Raw genomic sequence first — 16,958 nt, 5'->3', positions numbered from 1 at the left:
GCAGGGACGCCGCCTCAGCAGCGCCACCACCAGTTGCGTGCGTGGATTCTCACAGGCCAGATACTACCCGTCCGACCAGTGGGACCGATAGGGGTGCGCGCGCGGCAATTCGCTCGCGCCCGCCCCGGGCGCGAGCGCTACACTTGCGTGCAACAGCGTCGACCCGGCCATCACCGGCGAGCTTCCGGAAGAACGGGCCCGGACTTCACCAGAAGTTCAGACCCCATTAGAACCGGACGGACGCGGCCCGTCACCGCCGCCGAATCAAGCGGGCGCGACCGATGCGCCAAGCGAGGTGGTACCGCGGGCCCACCCTCCGGAACCGGGAGGCACGGCTCGTCCTCGCACACCGAAGTCCGCAGGTGTGTGTGAGGAGACACCGGTCCCATGGCCTATCCACTCGACGACCCCGACCGGGGCGTAAGCGCGAGCCCGAACCTCCCGGAGGTCGAGCGGCGCGTGCTCGACTTCTGGACCAAGGACGACACCTTCCAGGCCTCCATCGAGGCCCGCCCCGCCGGCGAGGACGGCGACAACGAGTTCGTCTTCTACGACGGCCCGCCCTTCGCCAACGGCCTGCCCCACTACGGGCACCTCCTCACCGGGTACGTCAAGGACATCGTCCCCCGCTACCAGACCATGCGCGGGCGCCGCGTCGAACGCCGCTTCGGCTGGGACACCCACGGCATGCCCGCCGAGGTCACCACCGAGCAGGAGCTCGGCCTCAAGTCCAAGGCCGAGATCGAGGCCTACGGCGTCGACCGCTTCAACGCCGCCGCCAAGGCCTCCGTCCTCCAGTTCACCGGCGAATGGGTCGACTACGTCACCCGCCAGGCCCGCTGGGTCGACTTCGAGAACGACTACAAGACCCTCGACCTCTCCTACATGGAGAGCGTCATGTGGGCCTTCAAGACCCTCCACGACAAGGGCCTCATCTACGAGGGCTACCGCGTGCTCTGGTACTGCTGGCGCTGCGAGACCCCCCTCGCCGCCACCGAGACCAAGATGGACGACACCTACCGCGACCGCCAGGACCCGGCCGTCACCGTCGGCCTCGACGTCGTCGACGAAGGCCCCCTGAACGGCGTCAAACTCCTGGTGTGGACCACCACGCCCTGGACCCTGCCGTCCAACCTCGCCGCCGCCGTCCACCCCGACGTCGACTACGTCGTGGTCGAGTCCGAAGGCAGCCGCTACCTCCTCGCCGAGGCCCGCGTCGGCGCCTACGCCCGCGAACTCGGCGAGGCCCCCGAAGTCCGCTCCCGCCACAAGGGCGCCGACCTCGTCGGCCTGCGCTACCACCCGCCGTTCGACTTCTTCGCCGGGCGAACCAACGCCCACCAGGTCCTCACCGCCGACTACGTCACCACCGACGACGGCACCGGCGTCGTCCACATCGCCCCCGCCTTCGGTGAGGAGGACAAGCTCGTCACCGACGCCGCCGGCATCGAACCGGTCGTGCCCGTCGACGACTCCGGCAAGTTCACCGACGAGGTGCCCCCCTACGCCGGCGTGCACGTCTTCGAGGCCAACAAGCTCATCATCAAGGACCTCAAGGAGACCCAGGCGCTCCTGCGCCACGACACCTACAACCACAACTACCCGCACTGCTGGCGCTGCGGCTCCCCGCTCATCCAGCGGGCCCTGTCGGCCTGGTTCGTGGCCGTCACGAGCTTCCGCGACCGCATGGTCGAACTCAACCAGGAGATCGACTGGACCCCGTCCCACGTCAAGGACGGCCAGTTCGGCAAGTGGCTCGCCAACGCCCGCGACTGGAACATCAGCCGCAACCGCTTCTGGGGCGCCCCGATCCCCGTGTGGGTCTCCGACGACCCCGCCCACCCGCGCGTCGACGTCTACGGCTCCCTCGCCGACCTCGAACGCGACTTCGGCGTGCCCGTCACCGACCTCCACCGGCCCGGCATCGACCAGCTCGTGCGGCCCAACCCGGACGACCCCACCGGCAAGTCCGTCATGCGCCGCGTCCCCGAGGTCCTCGACTGCTGGTTCGAATCCGGCTCCATGCCGTTCGCGCAGGTCCACTACCCGTTCGAGAACGCCGACTGGTTCGAGCACCACTACCCCGGCGACTTCATCGTCGAGTACACCGCCCAGACCCGCGGCTGGTTCTACCTGCTGCACGTCCTCGCCACGGCCCTGTTCGACCGGCCCGCGTTCCGCACCGCCGTCGTCCACGGCACCCTCCTGGGCGCCGACGGCCTCAAGATGTCGAAGTCCCTGAAGAACTACCCGGACGTGCGGGAATCCTTCGAGGCCTACGGCTCCGACGCGGTCCGCTGGTTCCTCGTCTCCTCCCCGGTCCTGCGCGGCGGCGACATGCCCGTCACCGAGACCGGCTTCCGCGACGCGGTCCGCCAGATCGTCCTGCCGCTGTGGAACGTGTGGTACTTCTACACGCTCTACGCCGGGGCCGCCGGCTACGAGGCGACCCCCGAGCAGGCCCGCGCGACGGCGCTGGCCTCCGAGCACCGGCTCGACCGGTACCTGCTCGCGAAGACCCGCGAACTGGTCGAGACGATGACCTCGGCGATGGACGGCTACGACCTGGTGGCCGCGGCCGCCGCGTTCCGCTCCTACCTCGAGAGCCTCACCAACTGGTACGTGCGCCGCTCGCGCGACCGGTTCTGGGAGGGCGACGAGGCCGGGTTCGCGACGCTCGCGACCGCGCTCAAGACCGCCTGCGAGGTCGCCGCGCCGCTGCTGCCGATGGTCGCCGAGGACATCTGGAAGGGCCTCACCGGCGGCCGCTCGGTGCACCTGGCCGACTGGCCCGACGCCGCCGACCTGCCCGCCGACCCCGCACTGGTCGAGGCCATGGACACGGTGCGCGACATCGCCTCGGTCGGCCTGTTCATGCGCAAGGCCCGCAAGCTGCGGGTGCGCCTGCCGCTGGCGAAGGTCACCGTCGCGACCGGGCACGCCGAACGGCTCGCGCCGTTCGCGGACCTACTGCGCGACGAGCTCAACGTCAAGGAGGTCGTGTTCGACTCGGACGCGAGCGCCTACAGCCGGTCGGACCTCAAGCTCGTGCCGCGCGCGCTCGGGCCGCGGCTCGGCAAGGACGTGCAGCGGGTCATCAAGGCCGTCAAGGCCGGGGACTGGTCGGTCGAGGACGGCACGGTCACCGCCGGAGGCGTGGTCCTCGTGGACGGCGAGTACGAGCTGACCCAGGTCGCGGTCGACGCCGAGCACACCGAGGCGCTGCCGAACGAGGGCGGGGTCCTGGTGCTCGACACCGAGGTCACCCCCGAACTCGCCGCCGAGGGCCTGGCCCGCGACGTGGTCCGGGTGGTCCAGCAGGCCCGCAAGGACGCCGACCTGGATGTCACCGACCGCGTGTCGGTGGTGCTGGACGCCGCCGACCAGGTCCAGGCCGCGATCGAGACCCACCGCGACTTCGTCCAGGCCGAGACCCTGGCAGTGGAACTGACCTTCGGGGACCTCCCTGAAGACGCCACCGCCGGCGAGGCCGGGGAGGACACGGTGCGAGCAGCGGTCGCCAAGCGCTAGAGCGAACGCGAGACAGGGGCCCGGCGAGCGAAACTCGCCGGGCCCCTGCGTGTTCTGGACCCGATGACCCGCGCAATGCGAATCGACCTGCGGCGGGTCCGGTCGGCCCGCGGTGCGAACGGCCGCGCCGTACCGGCGGCGCATGGTCGTGGCCGGGGAAATGGTTGCTTAAGCGGTATCATTTATGACACCAGAATCGAGGTGCCGTGATGGCGATGACCCTGCGACTTCCCGAAGAGGTCGAGAGCAAGTTCCGCGATGCCGCCGCTGAAGCCGGCCTGTCGATGAACGGCGCCGCGGAATCGGCGATCACCGAGTGGATCGAGCGGCAGAACCGCGACCATGTGCGCTCAGTGGCCGAAGGCATCGCGAAGCGACACGCCAGGCTGCTGACGCGGTTGGGCGAATAGTGCCCCGCTACCTTTCGACCGAAGAATCGGTCGAGCTCGCGTCGATCGCGGCGGGGCCGTCCGTCCGCATCCGCGACTTCGGGCTCCTGGAGTCGGCCGCTGCCCGGCCGCGGACGAGCGTATTCGGAACCGAGGCGTACGAGTCGATTCCGGAGAAGGCGGCGGCGTTGCTGCATTCGATCGTCTCGAACCATCCGCTCATCGACGGGAACAAACGCCTCGGTTTTCTTGCCGCCGCGACATTCTTGGAAGTCAACGGCCTTCAACTGGCGGCTCCGGACTCTATCGAGGACAAGGCCTACGATCTGGTCGTCGCGGTGGCCTCCGGGGACCTCGCCGAAGTCGGCGATATCGCGGAACAGCTGCTCACGCTGCTGGCCGACTGATCGCGACCGCGGTCGCCGGCATCACTGGAACACGCGAAGGCCCGGCGAGCACAGCTCGCCGGGCCCCCTTGCTCTCGGCCTAGAAGAACTGGCAGAGCTTCCACTCGTCGTCTTCCTTGACGAGGTCGACGGTCTGCTCGGTGGTCTCGTCGTTCACGGTGATCGAGACCTCGACGGTGGCGGTGTCGCCGTCCTCGTTGACCTCGCCGATCTCGTAGGAGAGGTCCTTGACGCCGCTGAGCACGTCGTCGCCGGCCATGTCCAGGGCCTGGTCGCGCTCTTCCTCCGAAAGGCCCGCGAACCCTTCCGCCGCCTCCTTGACGCTGTCGACGTCCTCGGCGCAGAGGTGGCTCTCGGCGGCGCTGGTCGCGCCGTCGACGTCGCCTTCGAGGAGGGCGTTGACGAGGTCCTCGGCGCCGCCGTCGAGGAAGCCCTCGACAGCGCCTTCGGGCGAGTCGTTGCCGCCGCCGCAGGCGGCCAGCGCCAGTGCGAGAGCGAAGGCGCCGCCGGCGACGGCGGAGGCGCGACGGGCGGCGTGGGACTTGATGCTAATGCTCATGAGTTCCAATCAAATGGGGAATTCGGTTGCGACCCTTACGGTGTGGGGTCGAAGGCCGGATGGGCCCGGCCGTTGAGGAGTGAACGCCACGATAGCAGCGCCCGGCAAATCGTCGGCGACTTCGTTTCGAACGACACGCGGCCGATGTGCTAATCCATCTCGGGCCACCAGGTCTCGTCCGGCGTGATGTAGTGGAACGCCGCCCGGACTTCGGACTCCTCGATCCCCTTGAGCCTCGCCCAGGCCCTCCGGTACACCTTGAGCTGCAACGCGGCGTGCCGCGCGTCCTCGCCCTGCGGCGGGCGCCCGGTCTTCCAGTCGACGATGTCGTACCCGCCGCCGTCTCGGTGGAACACCGCGTCGATGCGCCCGCGCACCACCGTGCCCTCGTACTCCACGACGAACGGCACCTCCTGCGCCGCGATGGCGCGCCCCGCCCACGCCGACTCGCGGAAGGCCCGCTTGAGCCCCTCCAGGTCCGCCTGCTCCGGCGTGGGGTCGGCCGCCCCCGGCAGTTCCAGGGGATCGAACAGGCTGCCGCCGCCGAAGAACTCCTCGACCCACGCGTGGAACTCAGTGCCCCGCTGGGTCGCCGGTCGCGGCGGGACCGGCATCGGGCGCCGCCGCTCGGCCGCGAAGCCCTCCTCGTCGGCCCGCATCGCCATGAGCTGCGAGGTCGACAGCCTTTCGGGCCGCGGCAGCCGCACGATGCCCGCTTCGCGTTCGTCGCGTTCGGCCAGCAGCAGTTCGGCCTCTTCGCGCCAGGCCCGCGCCTGCGGTCCCTCCTCGTCGGGCGCCGCCGCCGTGAGCACCAGGTCCGCCGCCTCGGCGAACGCCGCCTGACGCGAGCCGAGCGGGGCCTTGCTCGGCCACTGCGCGGTCCGCGCCTGGTCTTCGAGCGGGTTCGACGGGCCCGAGTCGGCCCAGACCGGCACGTGCGCCTCGGCTCCGCACGCCTCTTCCAGGAACGGCGCGGGCTTGCGCGAGGACCGCGCCTCGGCGTCCCACCAGTACCCGCTCGCCAGCAGCGCCCGCCGCGCGCGCGTCAGCGCCACATAGGCGAGTCTGCGTTCCTCATCGAGCCGGGCCGCGCGGTCGTCGGACTTGAACGCCGCCACGGCCTTCTTCACCTCCGAGGGCGTGTGCGCCTCGTCGAGGTAGAGCACCGGCAGGTTCTCGGCGTCGCCCCGCAGCCCGTACGGCAGCCGCGCCGCGTCGCTCACCCACGTCGAGTCGCGCTTCACCGAGGTCGGCAGGATGCCCTCGCACAGCCCCGGCACCGCCACGACGTCCCACTCCAGGCCCTTGGCGGCGTGCACGGTCATCAGCTGCACCACCCCGCCGGCCGGGTTCGCGCCCTCCACGACCAGGCCCCGCTCGCGTTTCGCCGCCGACTCCAGATAGGAGAGGAACCCGGGGACGCTCGCGCCGCTCGTGTCGTTCTCGTAGGAGGCGGCGATGTCGGTGAACTCGTCCAGGTTCGACAGGTCGCCGTGGTGCAGCATCACCTCCACGTCCAGGCCGCTGTGGGCGATCACGTCGCCGACGACGTCCGGGAGGCTCTGGCCCAGTCGGCTCCTGATCCAGCTCAGCTCCTCGTGGAGCTGCGCGAACCGCAGGTACCCGAGGGTCGAGTAATGCTCGGCCGCACCGGGGTCGGCCAGCGCGTCCGCCAGCGAGGCCTCGGCCTCGACGCCCGCGTCCGGTTCGAACCCGCGCGAGTCCGGCGCCAGTTCCCGCGCCCTCGCCCACAGCGCGGCGATGTCCCTCGGCCCGATCCGCCACCGGTTCCCGGCCAGCAGCCGCATGAGCGAGGGCCCGTTGGTGGGGTCGGCGGCGGCCCGCAGCATCGCGACGGTCTCGGCGACCTCGGGGTAGTACAGGAGCCCGAGCGAGCCGACGACCTGCACGGGCAGGCCCGCGTTCGTCAGCGCCCGGTGCAGCGCCGGGATCTGGCGGCGCTTGCGGATGAGGACCGCGGCGGTCTCGTCCGCGTCGGGCCGCCAGGTGCCGACGAGTCGGGAGGCGATCCATTCGGCCTCGTCGGCGGCGGTGAGGTGCATGGCCGCCTCGACCAGGCCCTTGCCGTGCTCGTCGTCGAATTTCGCGCCGACGGTGAGCGGCGGGACGGTCTGCGCGCGCAGCGGTTCGGAGACGGCGTTCGCCACTTCGAGGATCGCTTCGCGGTTGCGCCAGGACTTGGTCAGGTACGCGACCTTCGCGGGCCCGTTCTCGGCGGGGAAGTCGCTCGGGAAGCGTTGCAGCGTCCCGGCCGAGGCGCCGCGCCAGGAGTAGATCGACTGGTTCGGGTCGCCCACCGCCGTCACCGGGTGCCCGCCGCCGAACAGGTCCCGCAGGAGCGCGACCTGCGAGAACGAGGTGTCCTGGTACTCGTCGAGGAGCACGACCTTCCAGCGTTCGCGTTCGGTCCTGACGATCTCGGGCGCTCCGGCCACGAGCTGCGCGGCCAGCGAGAGCTGGTCGGCGAAGTCCATGACGCCGAGTTCGCGTTTCCTCTGGTCCCAGGACTCGACCAGCGGCAGGAGCTGCTCGCGTTTGCGCCGCAGCGACATCAGGCCCCGGAACTCGTCGTTGAGCCGCGCCGACTGCCGCTCTTCGAGCAGTTCGTACAGGTCGCGGTCGAAGCGGCGCAGGTCGGCGCCGTCTTGCAGGTGCTCGGCGAGCTGCTCGGCCAGTTGCAGCACGAGTTCGGTCACGCGGTCGACGCTGACGTCGAACTCGCTCATCTCGCCGTCCCACGCGCACACCAGGTCCCGTGCGAGCTGCCACCGCCCGGTGTCGGTGATGACGCGCGTGCCCGGCTCGATGCCGATGCGCAGGCCGTGCTCGCCGACCAGGCCTCCGGCGTACGCGTTGTACGTGGACACGGTCGGTTCCCCGTGCAGCTCGGACAGGTCGGGCACCGACTCGGTGAGGCGGCGGAGCTTGTCGCGCACCCTCGCGGCGAGTTCGGCGGCGGCCTTGCGCGTGAACGTCAGGCCGAGGATGTGCTCGGGCCGGGCGATGCGGTTGGCGATGAGCCACACGACCCGGTCGGCCATCGTGGTGGTCTTGCCCGAGCCGGCGCCGGCGATGACGAGCATCGGCGCGGCCGGGGCCTCGATGACCCGCCGCTGCTCCTCGGTGGGGGAGGGCTGCCCGAGCCGGTTCGCGAGCCCGGTCGCGCCGAAGTGCCTACTCATCGGTCACCTGCCGCCCTTCCTCGGCGATGGGGCAGCAGTGCTTGACCGAGCAGGTGTCGCACTTGCTGGTGTTGCGGACCTCGAAGACCGGCCCGGCCATGCGGTTCGCGGTGTCGGCCACGAGCGCCCGGGCCCAGTTGGGGTTCTCCGACTCCCCGAGGGGCCCTTGGGCGACCGCGCGCACGGAGGTCTTGTTCTCCACGTTCGGGTAGACCAGCTCGGCCCCGCCCGGCTCGGCGCCCTCCGCGAACGCGCCTTCGGCCACCGCGAGCTGGTACGCCCCCAGTTGCGGGTTCGCCTGCACCTCGCCGCTGCTCGGCGCGTTCTTGCCGGTCTTGAGGTCGACCACGTAGAGCCTGCCGTCGCCGTCGCGTTCGAGCCGGTCGATCTGGCCCGACATCACCACCTCCACGCCCGGCGGCCCGACCTCGAGCTTGACGCGGAAGGACCGCTCCGCGCCGATGAGCTCGCGCCGGTTCGCCGCGAGCCAGCGCGCGAACCGCTCGACCGCGCCGGCGACGCGCCGGCGCTGCTGCTCGGCGTGCCACGGCGCCTCGAACGGCAGCCGGTCGAAATGCTCGCCGACCACCTGCTCCATCACCGCGGCCGGATCGGCGGAAGGGTCGACGGTGACCGCCTCGGCCGCCGCGTGCAGCAAGGTCCCGAGGTGGCGGGGGAGGAGGTCCCCCGAGTCGGCGCCGTGCGATTCGAGGACCCACCGCAGCCCGCACTGCTGGGTCGTCTCCACTTGCGAGGGCGAGATCCTGATGGTCTCCCCGGCCAGCGCCAGCGCGCGTTCGTCGGAGATCTCGGCCAGGCCCCACCACCGGGCCGGGTCGGCCCCGGGCACGCCCTGCTCGGTGAGCCGCCGCAGTCCCGCGGCGGCGGCGTCCCGCTCGGCGTGGCCCGAGTCCACCACGGCCTCCCGCAGCCTCGCGGTGAGCGAGGCGAGGCTCAGCGGGCGCCCGCGCCGCGGCGCGGTGACCGGCTCGACGCCGAGCTCCCCGCAGAACCGGCTCGGCTGCGCGTCGTCGGAGTCCACGGCCGTGACCAGCAGCCGCACCCGGGCGCGGGTGCACGCGTTGTAGAACAGGCGCCGCTCCTCGTCGAGCAGCTGCGCGACCTGGTCCACGTCGGCCCTCCCGTCGAGCACGTCCACGAGCGCTTCGGCGCCCAGGAGCGAGCCGCGCGGTCGCAGGTTCGGCCACACGCCCTCCTGCGCCCCGGCGACCACCGTGAACGCCCACTGGCGCCCGTGCGCGGCGTGCGCGGTCGCGAGGGTCACCGCGTCGCCCAGTTCGGCCCGGGCCGAGAGGAAGTCGCCGGGCAATTGCTGATGGAGCACGTGCTCGCAGAAGACCTCGGCGCCCGCGCCCGGCTGCTTGCGCTCGTAGTCGGCGGCGAGGTCGAACAGGGCGATCACCGCGTCGAGCTCGGCGTCCGCGCGCTGCGCGCGCCGGTCCGAGGACAGCGCGCGCCGCTGAAGCCGCTCGGCGAGCGCCGAGGCCTCCCACACCGCCCACAGCGTCTCGGTGATCCCGCCGCTCCCGCGCGCCGCCGCGAACAGGGCGTCCAGGCGCCGCGCCGGCTCGGCCCACTCCTCCTCGGGCAGGTCGGCGATCCGCCCGGGATCGGCCAGCGCCTCCACGATCAGGTCCGACCCGGGCGAGAAGTCGTCCGCCGCGACGGCGATGCGCCGCAGCTCCTGGCGCAGCCGCCGCTCGGCGAACGGGTCGGCCCGGCCGAACTGCGAATGCAGCAGGCCCGCCGCCGTGGTCTCGTCGAGCCGCTCGGGATGGCGCCCGACCAGGACCACCCGCAGGAGGTCCCGCACCGTCGGATGCGCCGGGAGCGGCACGTCGTCGGCGGCCTGCCGGGTCGGCACGCCCGCGTGCTGCATCGCCCGGCGCAGGTGCGGGATCGCCGCCGCCGACTTGACGACCACGGCCATGTCCCCGTACGCCACCCCGTCCAGCAGGTGCGAGCGGCGCGCGATGTCGGCGATGTAGACCGCCTCCCGCGTCGGCGACGGCAGGTACACCACGTCGACCCGGCCCGCCTCTTCGACGGCGGTGCCGCGCTTGCGGTCCCTGTCCGAACCGCGCAGCCGCCGCGACAGCACCGAGGTCGCCTCCAGCGGCGCCAGCGCGACCGTGTGCGTGTCGTCGAGCCGCACCACCGGCGCCTCGACACCCCCGGCCCCCGTGAACCGATAAGGGAAGTCCCGGATCGACTCCGGGTCGCCGCCCTGGTAGCCGAACACCGCCGCATCGGGCGACCCGGTCGCCACCAGGTTCCCCCCGTCGCCGGCGAGGAGTTCCAGCAGCCGCAGATGCGCCGGCGTCGCGTCCTGGAGATCGTCCACGAACACCCAAGCGGGCCTAGGGAACAGATCCGGATTCGACCGCAGCGCCGCCGCCGCGGCCCGCACGATCTCCGCCGAGTCGTACAACGCGCTCGACATCGACTGGACCGCGAGCGTCGTGACGTAGCGGTCGTAGAACCGGGCGGCCGCCGCCCACTCGGGCCGGTCGTGCTCGACGCCCAGACGCGCCAGACTCGGCGCGTCCAGGCCCCGCTCACCGCACCGCAGCACCAGGTCGCGCAACTGCTGCGCGAACGCGTACGTCGGCACGGCCTCCTCGAACCCCTCCGGCCAGCCGAAATCCTCGCCCTCGAGCATCGAGCGGATCATCGCGTCCGCCTCGGGACCGGTGAGCAGACGCGGCTCGTCGCGCCCCGAGACCGCGGCCGCCGACCGCAGCAGCGCGAACGCGAAGGCCGGGAACGTGAACACCCCGACCTCGGCGGCCGAGAACGGCGCCGTCGCGGCATTGAGCCGCGCGCGCAGATACGCCGTGTCCTGGCGCCGGAGCCCGAAGACCAGCAGCGACGACGGGTCCGCACCCGCGGCGACCTTCGCCGAAGCCGCCCGGATCAGCGCCTCGGTCTTTCCCGTCGCGGGCCCGCCACGGGCCAGCAGCGGCCCGGACGCGTGCGCCACGACGGCCCGCTGCGCCGCGTCGAGACCGAAGGCGGCCTCGGCGGCGGGCGGGTCGGTGAACGCAAACCGAAGATCGGACACGGACCCAATGGAATCACGAAGGCCCGACAATAACCGAAGCCATACGCCCGAAACGCGCGAAGACCGCCCCGATCGCACCTTCCCGAAAGCATTGGCGCGCGAGCGCGCCCGCCCCGATACTGAGGCCATGCCTTTCGCACCCTTCCCCGAAACGCTCCGGCAGAACCTCCTCGACTGGTACGGCGACCAAGGCCGGCACTGGCTCGACACCCTCCCCGCCACGCTCACCCGCCTCGCCGAGACCTGGGACCTGCGAACCGGCGGCGAACCCTTCACCGGCGGCACCACCGCGTACGCACTGCCGCTCCACCGATCCGACGGCACCCCCGCCGTCCTCAAACTCGACCTCCTCGACGAGGAGAACCGGTCCGAGCCGACCGCCCTGCGCGCCTACGACGGCGACGGCGCCGTACGCCTCCTCGAATACGACCCCGAATCCGGCGCGATGCTCCTCGAACGCGCCCGACCCGGCACCGCGCTCCTCGAACACGCTCCCCCCGGCGCGGACGAGCGAACGGCCGCCCGCGAACGCCTCGCCATCGCCTGCGGGATCTTCCGGCGCCTGTGGCGCACCCCGCCGCCCGCCGAAGGCCACCCGGCGATACCGACCGCCACCGACCTGCTCAAAGGCTGGTCGGAGCGGTTCGATGCGGCCGCAGCGAACGCGGCGCCCGAGATCGCGAAGGACCTCGCCCTCGGCGTCGACCTGTGCGCGGCGCTGGCCGACGAAGGCGAGATCGGGATCGCCAACCGCGACAACCACTTGAGCAACGTCATCGCCGCCGAACGCGAGCCCTGGCTCCTGATCGACCCCAAGCCGGTGCTGGCCGAGCGCGCCTTCGACGGCGGGTACTTCCTGTTCAAGCAGCAGTTCCACGGCCCGCTCGGCGGCACCGAGCTCCTGCGCGCGGTGGCCGAGGGCCTCGGCGCGGACCGCGAACGGGTCCGCGCCTGGGGCATGGTGCGCACGATCGCGCAGATCGCCGACGCGGGGACCGGCCCCGACCTGGCCGCCTGCACCGAAGTCCTCCGCGCGATCGAAGGCGCCTGACGGCACCGGGCGCGGACCTCGCGGCCCGCGCCCGATCGGGTTTCCCTTTCCCTTTTCTCTTACGAGTCCGTCAACTGAAGTGCAGGTCCCTGCGCCGCGCCCCGAGGTACCCGAGGGCGATGAGGGCCGCCGCCACGAGGGCCACCAGGCCGGCCGCGACCCAGTCCATGTCCGCGGCCGGGTAGTTCGCGAGGTGGTCGAACGGCGAGATCCCGGTCGCCCAGCCCGGCATCTTGAGCATCTCGCCGAAGTACAGGACCACGAACACCCACACCCAGGCCAGCCAGCGCAGCCAGCCCAGGCGCGGCAGCCACGCGTACGCGGCGAACGCGAACCCGATGAGCGTCCACACCGCCGGCAATTGCGCCGCCGCCGCGGCGATCAGGAGCCCGAAGAACGAGGAGTCGCCGGTCGACATCGACCCGACCGCGCCCAGGCACACCCCGGCGACCAGGACCGCGATCGTCCCCGTCCACAGCGCCGCCGGCAGGTACGAGCCCGGCCACCCGGCCCGGCCGACCGCCGTCGCCGCGATGAGCTCCCCGCGCCCCTGGATCTCCTCCTTGCGGGCCCTGCTGATCACCAGCAGGCCGAACAGCGCCGCGAACAGGCCGTTCAACGCCGAGAACGTGGCGGCCACGTTCTCCTCGATGCTGGAGCCGCCCTGGTCGATCACGGCCCGCTCCATCTCCGAGAGGCCGTCGAGCATCTCGTCCGCGCCGCCGAGCACCGACCCGAACGCCACGCCCAGGAACACCATCGTGACCGCCCCGGCGATCGTCAGCCCCCGCGTGAGCCGGAACGTCAGCGCGGTCGCGCTGCGCAGGCCCGGCTTCGCCTCGGGGCTGCCGAGCCTGCCCGGCAGCATCCCCAGCCCGAAGTCGCGCCGCGTGACCAGCGTGAACGCCACCGCCACCGCGACGGCCGCGAACGCCGCGGCGAGCGCGAGCGGCCACCAGCGCTGCTCGGGCGTGTACACGTACGTCAGCTGCGTCCACCCGATCGGCGACAGCCACGACACCCAGTTCCCCTGGGCCCCGCCCATCCCCGCCGTCAGCGCCGACCAGCCGAGCACGGCGAAGCCGATCCCGCTCGCGGACGAGGCGTAGCTCGCGAGCTGCGCGGTCACCGCCGCGAGGCTCGCGAAGACGATCCCGACCGCGGTGTGCCCCAGGCCGTAGAGAACCGCGCTCGCGCCCTGGTCGCCGGGGAGGGCGGCCACCGCGAGCGCCATGAGCGCCCCGAGGACCACCGCCGCGATCGCGGCGAGCAGGAGCGCGGCGGCCAGGTCGGCGCGGCGCCCCACCGGCTGCGAGCGGAACACCTCCGAGCGGGAGGTCTCCTCATCCGCCCTGGTGAGGCGGATGACCAGGAGCACGAACATGACGGCCGTGAGCGCCCCGGTCCACATGAGCATCTGGTGGGCGAACATCGCCCCGGTGCTCGCGCCGTACGCCTCGATGTAGGTCTCGGGCCCGGTCATCGACCGCAGCGCCGGGGTGTTGACCGTGACCGCGTAGGCCTCGCGGTCGGCGGCGTCGGGGTAGAGCCCGGGGAAGGTCGCGGCCATCGTCCACGTGCCCCCGGCGAGCCCGAGGAGCCAGCCGAGGAGGTACAGGCGCGAGCGCCGCGCCTGGAAGCGCAGGAGCTTGCCGGTGCCGGCGAGGGTCCCCAGTCCGGCCTCGTCCGCGCCGCGCACCGCGGTCGCGGCGGTCATGACCGCGACTCCTCGGCCTCGGGCAGGCCCCCGGCCTCGCCGTTGGACACGCCCTTGGCGGCGAGTTCGTCGCCGTAGAAGCGCAGGAAGATCTCCTCCAGCGAAGGCGGCTCGCAGGTCAGGCCCGCGACGCCGGCCACGGCCAGCTGGGCGAGCACGTCGTCCAGAGCGGCGGTGTCGACGCTGCACTCGACGTCGAGGCCCTCGACCTTGAGGTTGTGCACGCCCTCGTGGTCCTCCAGGCCCCGCACGGGGGTCTTGAGGGTGGCGCGCAGGTGCGACCGCGAGAAGTGGCGCATCTCGGCGAGCGTCCCGGTCTCGACGATGACGCCCTTGCGGATGATGCTCACCCGCTCGCACAGCGCCTCGACCTCGCTCATGATGTGGCTCGACAGGAGCACCGTGCGCCCCTGCGCGGCGGCCTCCTTGACGCACTCGTTGAAGACCGCGCCCATGAGCGGGTCGAGCCCCGAGGTCGGCTCGTCGAGCAGGAGGAGGTCGACGTCGGCGGCGAACGCGGCGACGAGGGCGACCTTCTGCCGGTTGCCCTTGGAGTAGGAGCGGCCCTTCTTGCGCGGGTCGAGGTCGAACCGCTCCAGCAGCTCGTCCCGCTTGCGCCTGTCGATCCCGCCGCGCAGGCGCCCGAGCAGGTCGATGGTCTCGCCGCCGGTGAGGCCGGGCCACAGGGCCACGTCGCCGGGGACGTAGGCCAGGCGCCGGTGGAGTTCGGCGGCGTCCTTCCAGGGGTCGGCGCCGAAGAGTTCGGCCCGCCCTTCGTCGGAGCGGAGCATCCCGAGCAGGACGCGGATAGTGGTCGACTTCCCGGCGCCGTTCGGCCCGAGGAAGCCGTGTGTCTCCCCTTGGGCCACTTCGAGGTTGACGCGGTCGAGCGCGGTCACTCGACCGAAGCGCTTGACCAGGTTCTCAGTGCGGATCACTGCGTTCATGGCTTCAAGCTATCACGATTTTCATGAATTTGTGAAACCTCTGGCGACCTCGGCTATCATGTGTGGGCACTTGACGGCGACGAGGGGGATCGATGGACGGGCAGGACGCCGAACGCAGGAGACTGCGGGACTTCGTGGAGCAGTTCGCCCTGATCCTCTCCTCCAGCGGACTCCAGCGCATGTCGGCGCGCGTGTTCAGCTACATCCTGGTCGACGACGAGGAGACCTACACCGCCGCCGAGATCGCCGAGGGCCTGAGCATCAGCCTCGCCGCCGTCTCCGGCTCCGTGCGCGAGCTCATCGCCGCGGGCCTGCTCACCAAGGGCCGCCGCCCCTCCACCCGCGCCGACGTCTACCGCCTCAACGACGACGACATCTGGGGCTCGATCATGCTCGACCGCGACAACTTCCTCGAGCGGTACCGGGACACGGCCATCACCGGGATCGAGACGCTGCCAGCCGGTCCCGGCCGCGACCGCCTCGTCCAGACCGCCGCCTTCATGGAGTTCCTGCAAGACGAGATGGCCCAACTGCGCGGACGCTGGCACGACCGTCGCCACGAATTGTCCGCTACGTACGAAGCCCGCCGCCGCGATCGAGAGGCGCCCCACTAGTCCGGTATGCTGCAAGCCTGACCGCCCCGATCAGATGAACCCTGGAGGAAGCCGACGTGGCCGACGACACCAGCCGCTCCGATGCGACCGCCGACAAGGGGCGTCCCACGCGCAAGCGCGGCGAGAAGACCGCCACCAGCAACCCCGCCAAGCGGCTCCTCCGCTTCCTCCGCGAGGTCGTCGAGCAACTGCGCAAGGTCGTCTACCCCACCCGGCGCCAGTTGATCACCTACTCGATCGTGGTCCTGGTCTTCGTCGGCATCATCATGGCCTACATCGGCGGGCTCGACCTGCTCTTCGGCGACCTCGTCCGCCGGGCCTTCGGCACCGAAGGCTAACGTCTCCGCTCCGATCCCCGGCGCCGCCGACCCCTCGACCGGCGCTTTCGAACCCGTGAACGGCGCCCCCGCGCGGGCGCGCCGCCAATCGGCCCGCCCGCTCCGCGGCCGGGCCGATCGCGTGACCTGCGCCGGTTCGCCGGTGCCTGAGACGCGCCGCCGTGTCGAGCGGTTACCCTAGAAGGCATGACGCGCGCCGGTTCCGCCGGCGCGCGACTTCACAGGCGGCGGTCGCCGCTTCCGAGATACCACTGCCATCGAGCAGCCACAGTCGCAGTACTCCGCCGTAGCGGGGTCGATAGCCGGAATGAGAGTTGAGCGTGTCTGAGTTCGACGAGGCCCTGAAGAACGACGCTGAGGCGCAGGCCGCCGCGGCGCAGGTCGCGGACGCCGACGCTGAGCCGGAGATCGAGGACGACGAGGTCGCCGAGTCCACCGAGCCCGAGGTCGACCCGGCCGAGGCGCTGCGCGCGAAGCTGCGCTTCGCCCCCGGCGAGTGGTACGTGCTCCACTCGTACGCGGGATTCGAGAACCGGGTGCGCTCGAACCTGGAGAACCGGATCCAGTCCTTCGACCAGGAGGACTACATCTACCAGATCGAGGTGCCCACGCACACCGAGGTGGAGATCAAGAACGGCAAGCGCTCGAAGGTGGAGGCCAAGGTCTTCCCCAGCTACGTGCTCGTCCGCATGGAGATGACCCCCGAGTCCTACTCGGTCGTGCGCAACACGCCCGGCGTGACCGGCTTCGTCGGCGTGGTCGACCGCACCGACCGCCCCAGCCCGCTGCCGCTCGATGAGGTCATCCAGTGGCTGCTCCCGCCCGAGCAGAAGCCCAAGGACGAGTCCTCCGAGGCCGCCTCCGGCGACCCCGACATCAAGGTCGACTTCACCGAGGGCGAGTCGGTCACCGTGGTCGACGGCGCCTTCGCGTCGATGCCCGCCACCATCGCCGAGATCAACGCCGAGCAGCAGAAGCTCAAGGTGCTCGTCTCGATCTTCGGCCGCGAGACCCCGGTCGAGCTGAACTTCAACCAGGTCTCGAAGCTGTAGCGCGAGCTACAGGTCACATACCTCCTTCAGAGTGCCCGCCACCTGGGCGAGTACCCTGGAGAAGT

The 16,958-nt window shown here is 71.5% G+C and carries 12 protein-coding genes; 7 read left to right on the top strand and 5 right to left on the bottom strand.

Annotation, left to right across the window (positions count from 1 at the left end):
• The first annotated feature begins 387 nt into the window (after nt 1-387).
• The 3 genes from ileS to IF12_RS0104845 all read left to right on the top strand — a co-directional run bounded on the left by ileS (nt 388) and on the right by IF12_RS0104845 (nt 4,327).
• The gene (gene ileS / locus IF12_RS0104855) at nt 388-3,531 is read left to right on the top strand and encodes an isoleucine--tRNA ligase (RefSeq protein WP_030155194.1); all 3,144 of its coding nucleotides are present in this window, start codon (nt 388-390) and stop codon (nt 3,529-3,531) included.
• A gap of 209 nt (nt 3,532-3,740) precedes the next feature.
• Nucleotides 3,741-3,941 (top strand): hypothetical protein, encoded by a 201-nt coding sequence (locus tag IF12_RS0104850; protein WP_030155192.1) that lies wholly within the window; start codon nt 3,741-3,743, stop codon nt 3,939-3,941.
• Nucleotides 3,941-4,327, top strand: a complete 387-nt coding sequence (locus IF12_RS0104845; protein WP_030155190.1) for a type II toxin-antitoxin system death-on-curing family toxin — start codon at nt 3,941-3,943, stop codon at nt 4,325-4,327. The genes IF12_RS0104850 and IF12_RS0104845 overlap by 1 nt, the downstream gene beginning before the upstream one ends.
• A 79-nt stretch (nt 4,328-4,406) precedes the next feature.
• Here IF12_RS0104845 and IF12_RS0104840 read toward each other — a convergent pair whose 3' ends face one another.
• The 3 genes from IF12_RS0104840 to IF12_RS0104830 all read right to left on the bottom strand — a co-directional run bounded on the left by IF12_RS0104840 (nt 4,407) and on the right by IF12_RS0104830 (nt 11,174).
• Entirely contained in the window at nt 4,407-4,886 is a 480-nt protein-coding gene (locus IF12_RS0104840; RefSeq protein ID WP_030155188.1) for a DUF4878 domain-containing protein, read from the bottom strand.
• Nucleotides 4,887-5,035: 149 nt separating this feature from the next.
• Complete coding sequence (locus tag IF12_RS0104835) at nt 5,036-8,089, bottom strand: UvrD-helicase domain-containing protein (RefSeq protein WP_051703975.1); 3,054 nt, start codon at nt 8,087-8,089, stop codon at nt 5,036-5,038.
• Nucleotides 8,082-11,174 (bottom strand): ATP-dependent DNA helicase, encoded by a 3,093-nt coding sequence (locus tag IF12_RS0104830; protein ID WP_166659622.1) that lies wholly within the window; start codon nt 11,172-11,174, stop codon nt 8,082-8,084. The genes IF12_RS0104835 and IF12_RS0104830 overlap by 8 nt, the downstream gene beginning before the upstream one ends.
• 127 nt (nt 11,175-11,301) lie before the next feature.
• Between IF12_RS0104830 and IF12_RS0104825 the strand changes: the two genes are divergently transcribed.
• A complete protein-coding gene (locus IF12_RS0104825) occupies nt 11,302-12,225 on the top strand; it encodes an aminoglycoside phosphotransferase family protein (protein ID WP_051703974.1) in 924 nt (307 codons plus the stop codon).
• A 70-nt stretch (nt 12,226-12,295) separates the two neighbouring features.
• Here the strand turns inward: IF12_RS0104825 and IF12_RS0104820 are convergent, their stop codons facing one another.
• Nucleotides 12,296-13,942, bottom strand: a complete 1,647-nt coding sequence (locus IF12_RS0104820) for an ABC transporter permease (RefSeq protein ID WP_030155181.1) — start codon at nt 13,940-13,942, stop codon at nt 12,296-12,298.
• The gene (locus IF12_RS0104815) at nt 13,939-14,889 is read right to left on the bottom strand and encodes an ABC transporter ATP-binding protein (RefSeq protein ID WP_030155180.1); all 951 of its coding nucleotides are present in this window, start codon (nt 14,887-14,889) and stop codon (nt 13,939-13,941) included. The genes IF12_RS0104820 and IF12_RS0104815 overlap by 4 nt, the downstream gene beginning before the upstream one ends.
• 92 nt (nt 14,890-14,981) lie before the next feature.
• Between IF12_RS0104815 and IF12_RS0104810 the strand changes: the two genes are divergently transcribed.
• From IF12_RS0104810 to nusG, 3 genes are all read left to right on the top strand, one after another.
• Nucleotides 14,982-15,503, top strand: a complete 522-nt coding sequence (locus tag IF12_RS0104810; protein ID WP_030155178.1) for a GbsR/MarR family transcriptional regulator — start codon at nt 14,982-14,984, stop codon at nt 15,501-15,503.
• 56 nt (nt 15,504-15,559) lie between these two features.
• Nucleotides 15,560-15,841, top strand: a complete 282-nt coding sequence (gene secE, locus IF12_RS22670; RefSeq protein WP_051703973.1) for a preprotein translocase subunit SecE — start codon at nt 15,560-15,562, stop codon at nt 15,839-15,841.
• Nucleotides 15,842-16,161: 320 nt separating this feature from the next.
• Nucleotides 16,162-16,893 (top strand): transcription termination/antitermination protein NusG, encoded by a 732-nt coding sequence (gene nusG / locus IF12_RS0104800; protein WP_081913190.1) that lies wholly within the window; start codon nt 16,162-16,164, stop codon nt 16,891-16,893.
• Nucleotides 16,894-16,958 lie beyond the last annotated feature (65 nt).

The sequence above is a fragment of the Glycomyces sp. NRRL B-16210 genome, from assembly GCF_000719515.1.
Lineage (GTDB): Bacteria > Actinomycetota > Actinomycetes > Mycobacteriales > Micromonosporaceae > Glycomyces.
This window is presented reverse-complemented; position numbering and strand designations above follow the sequence as displayed.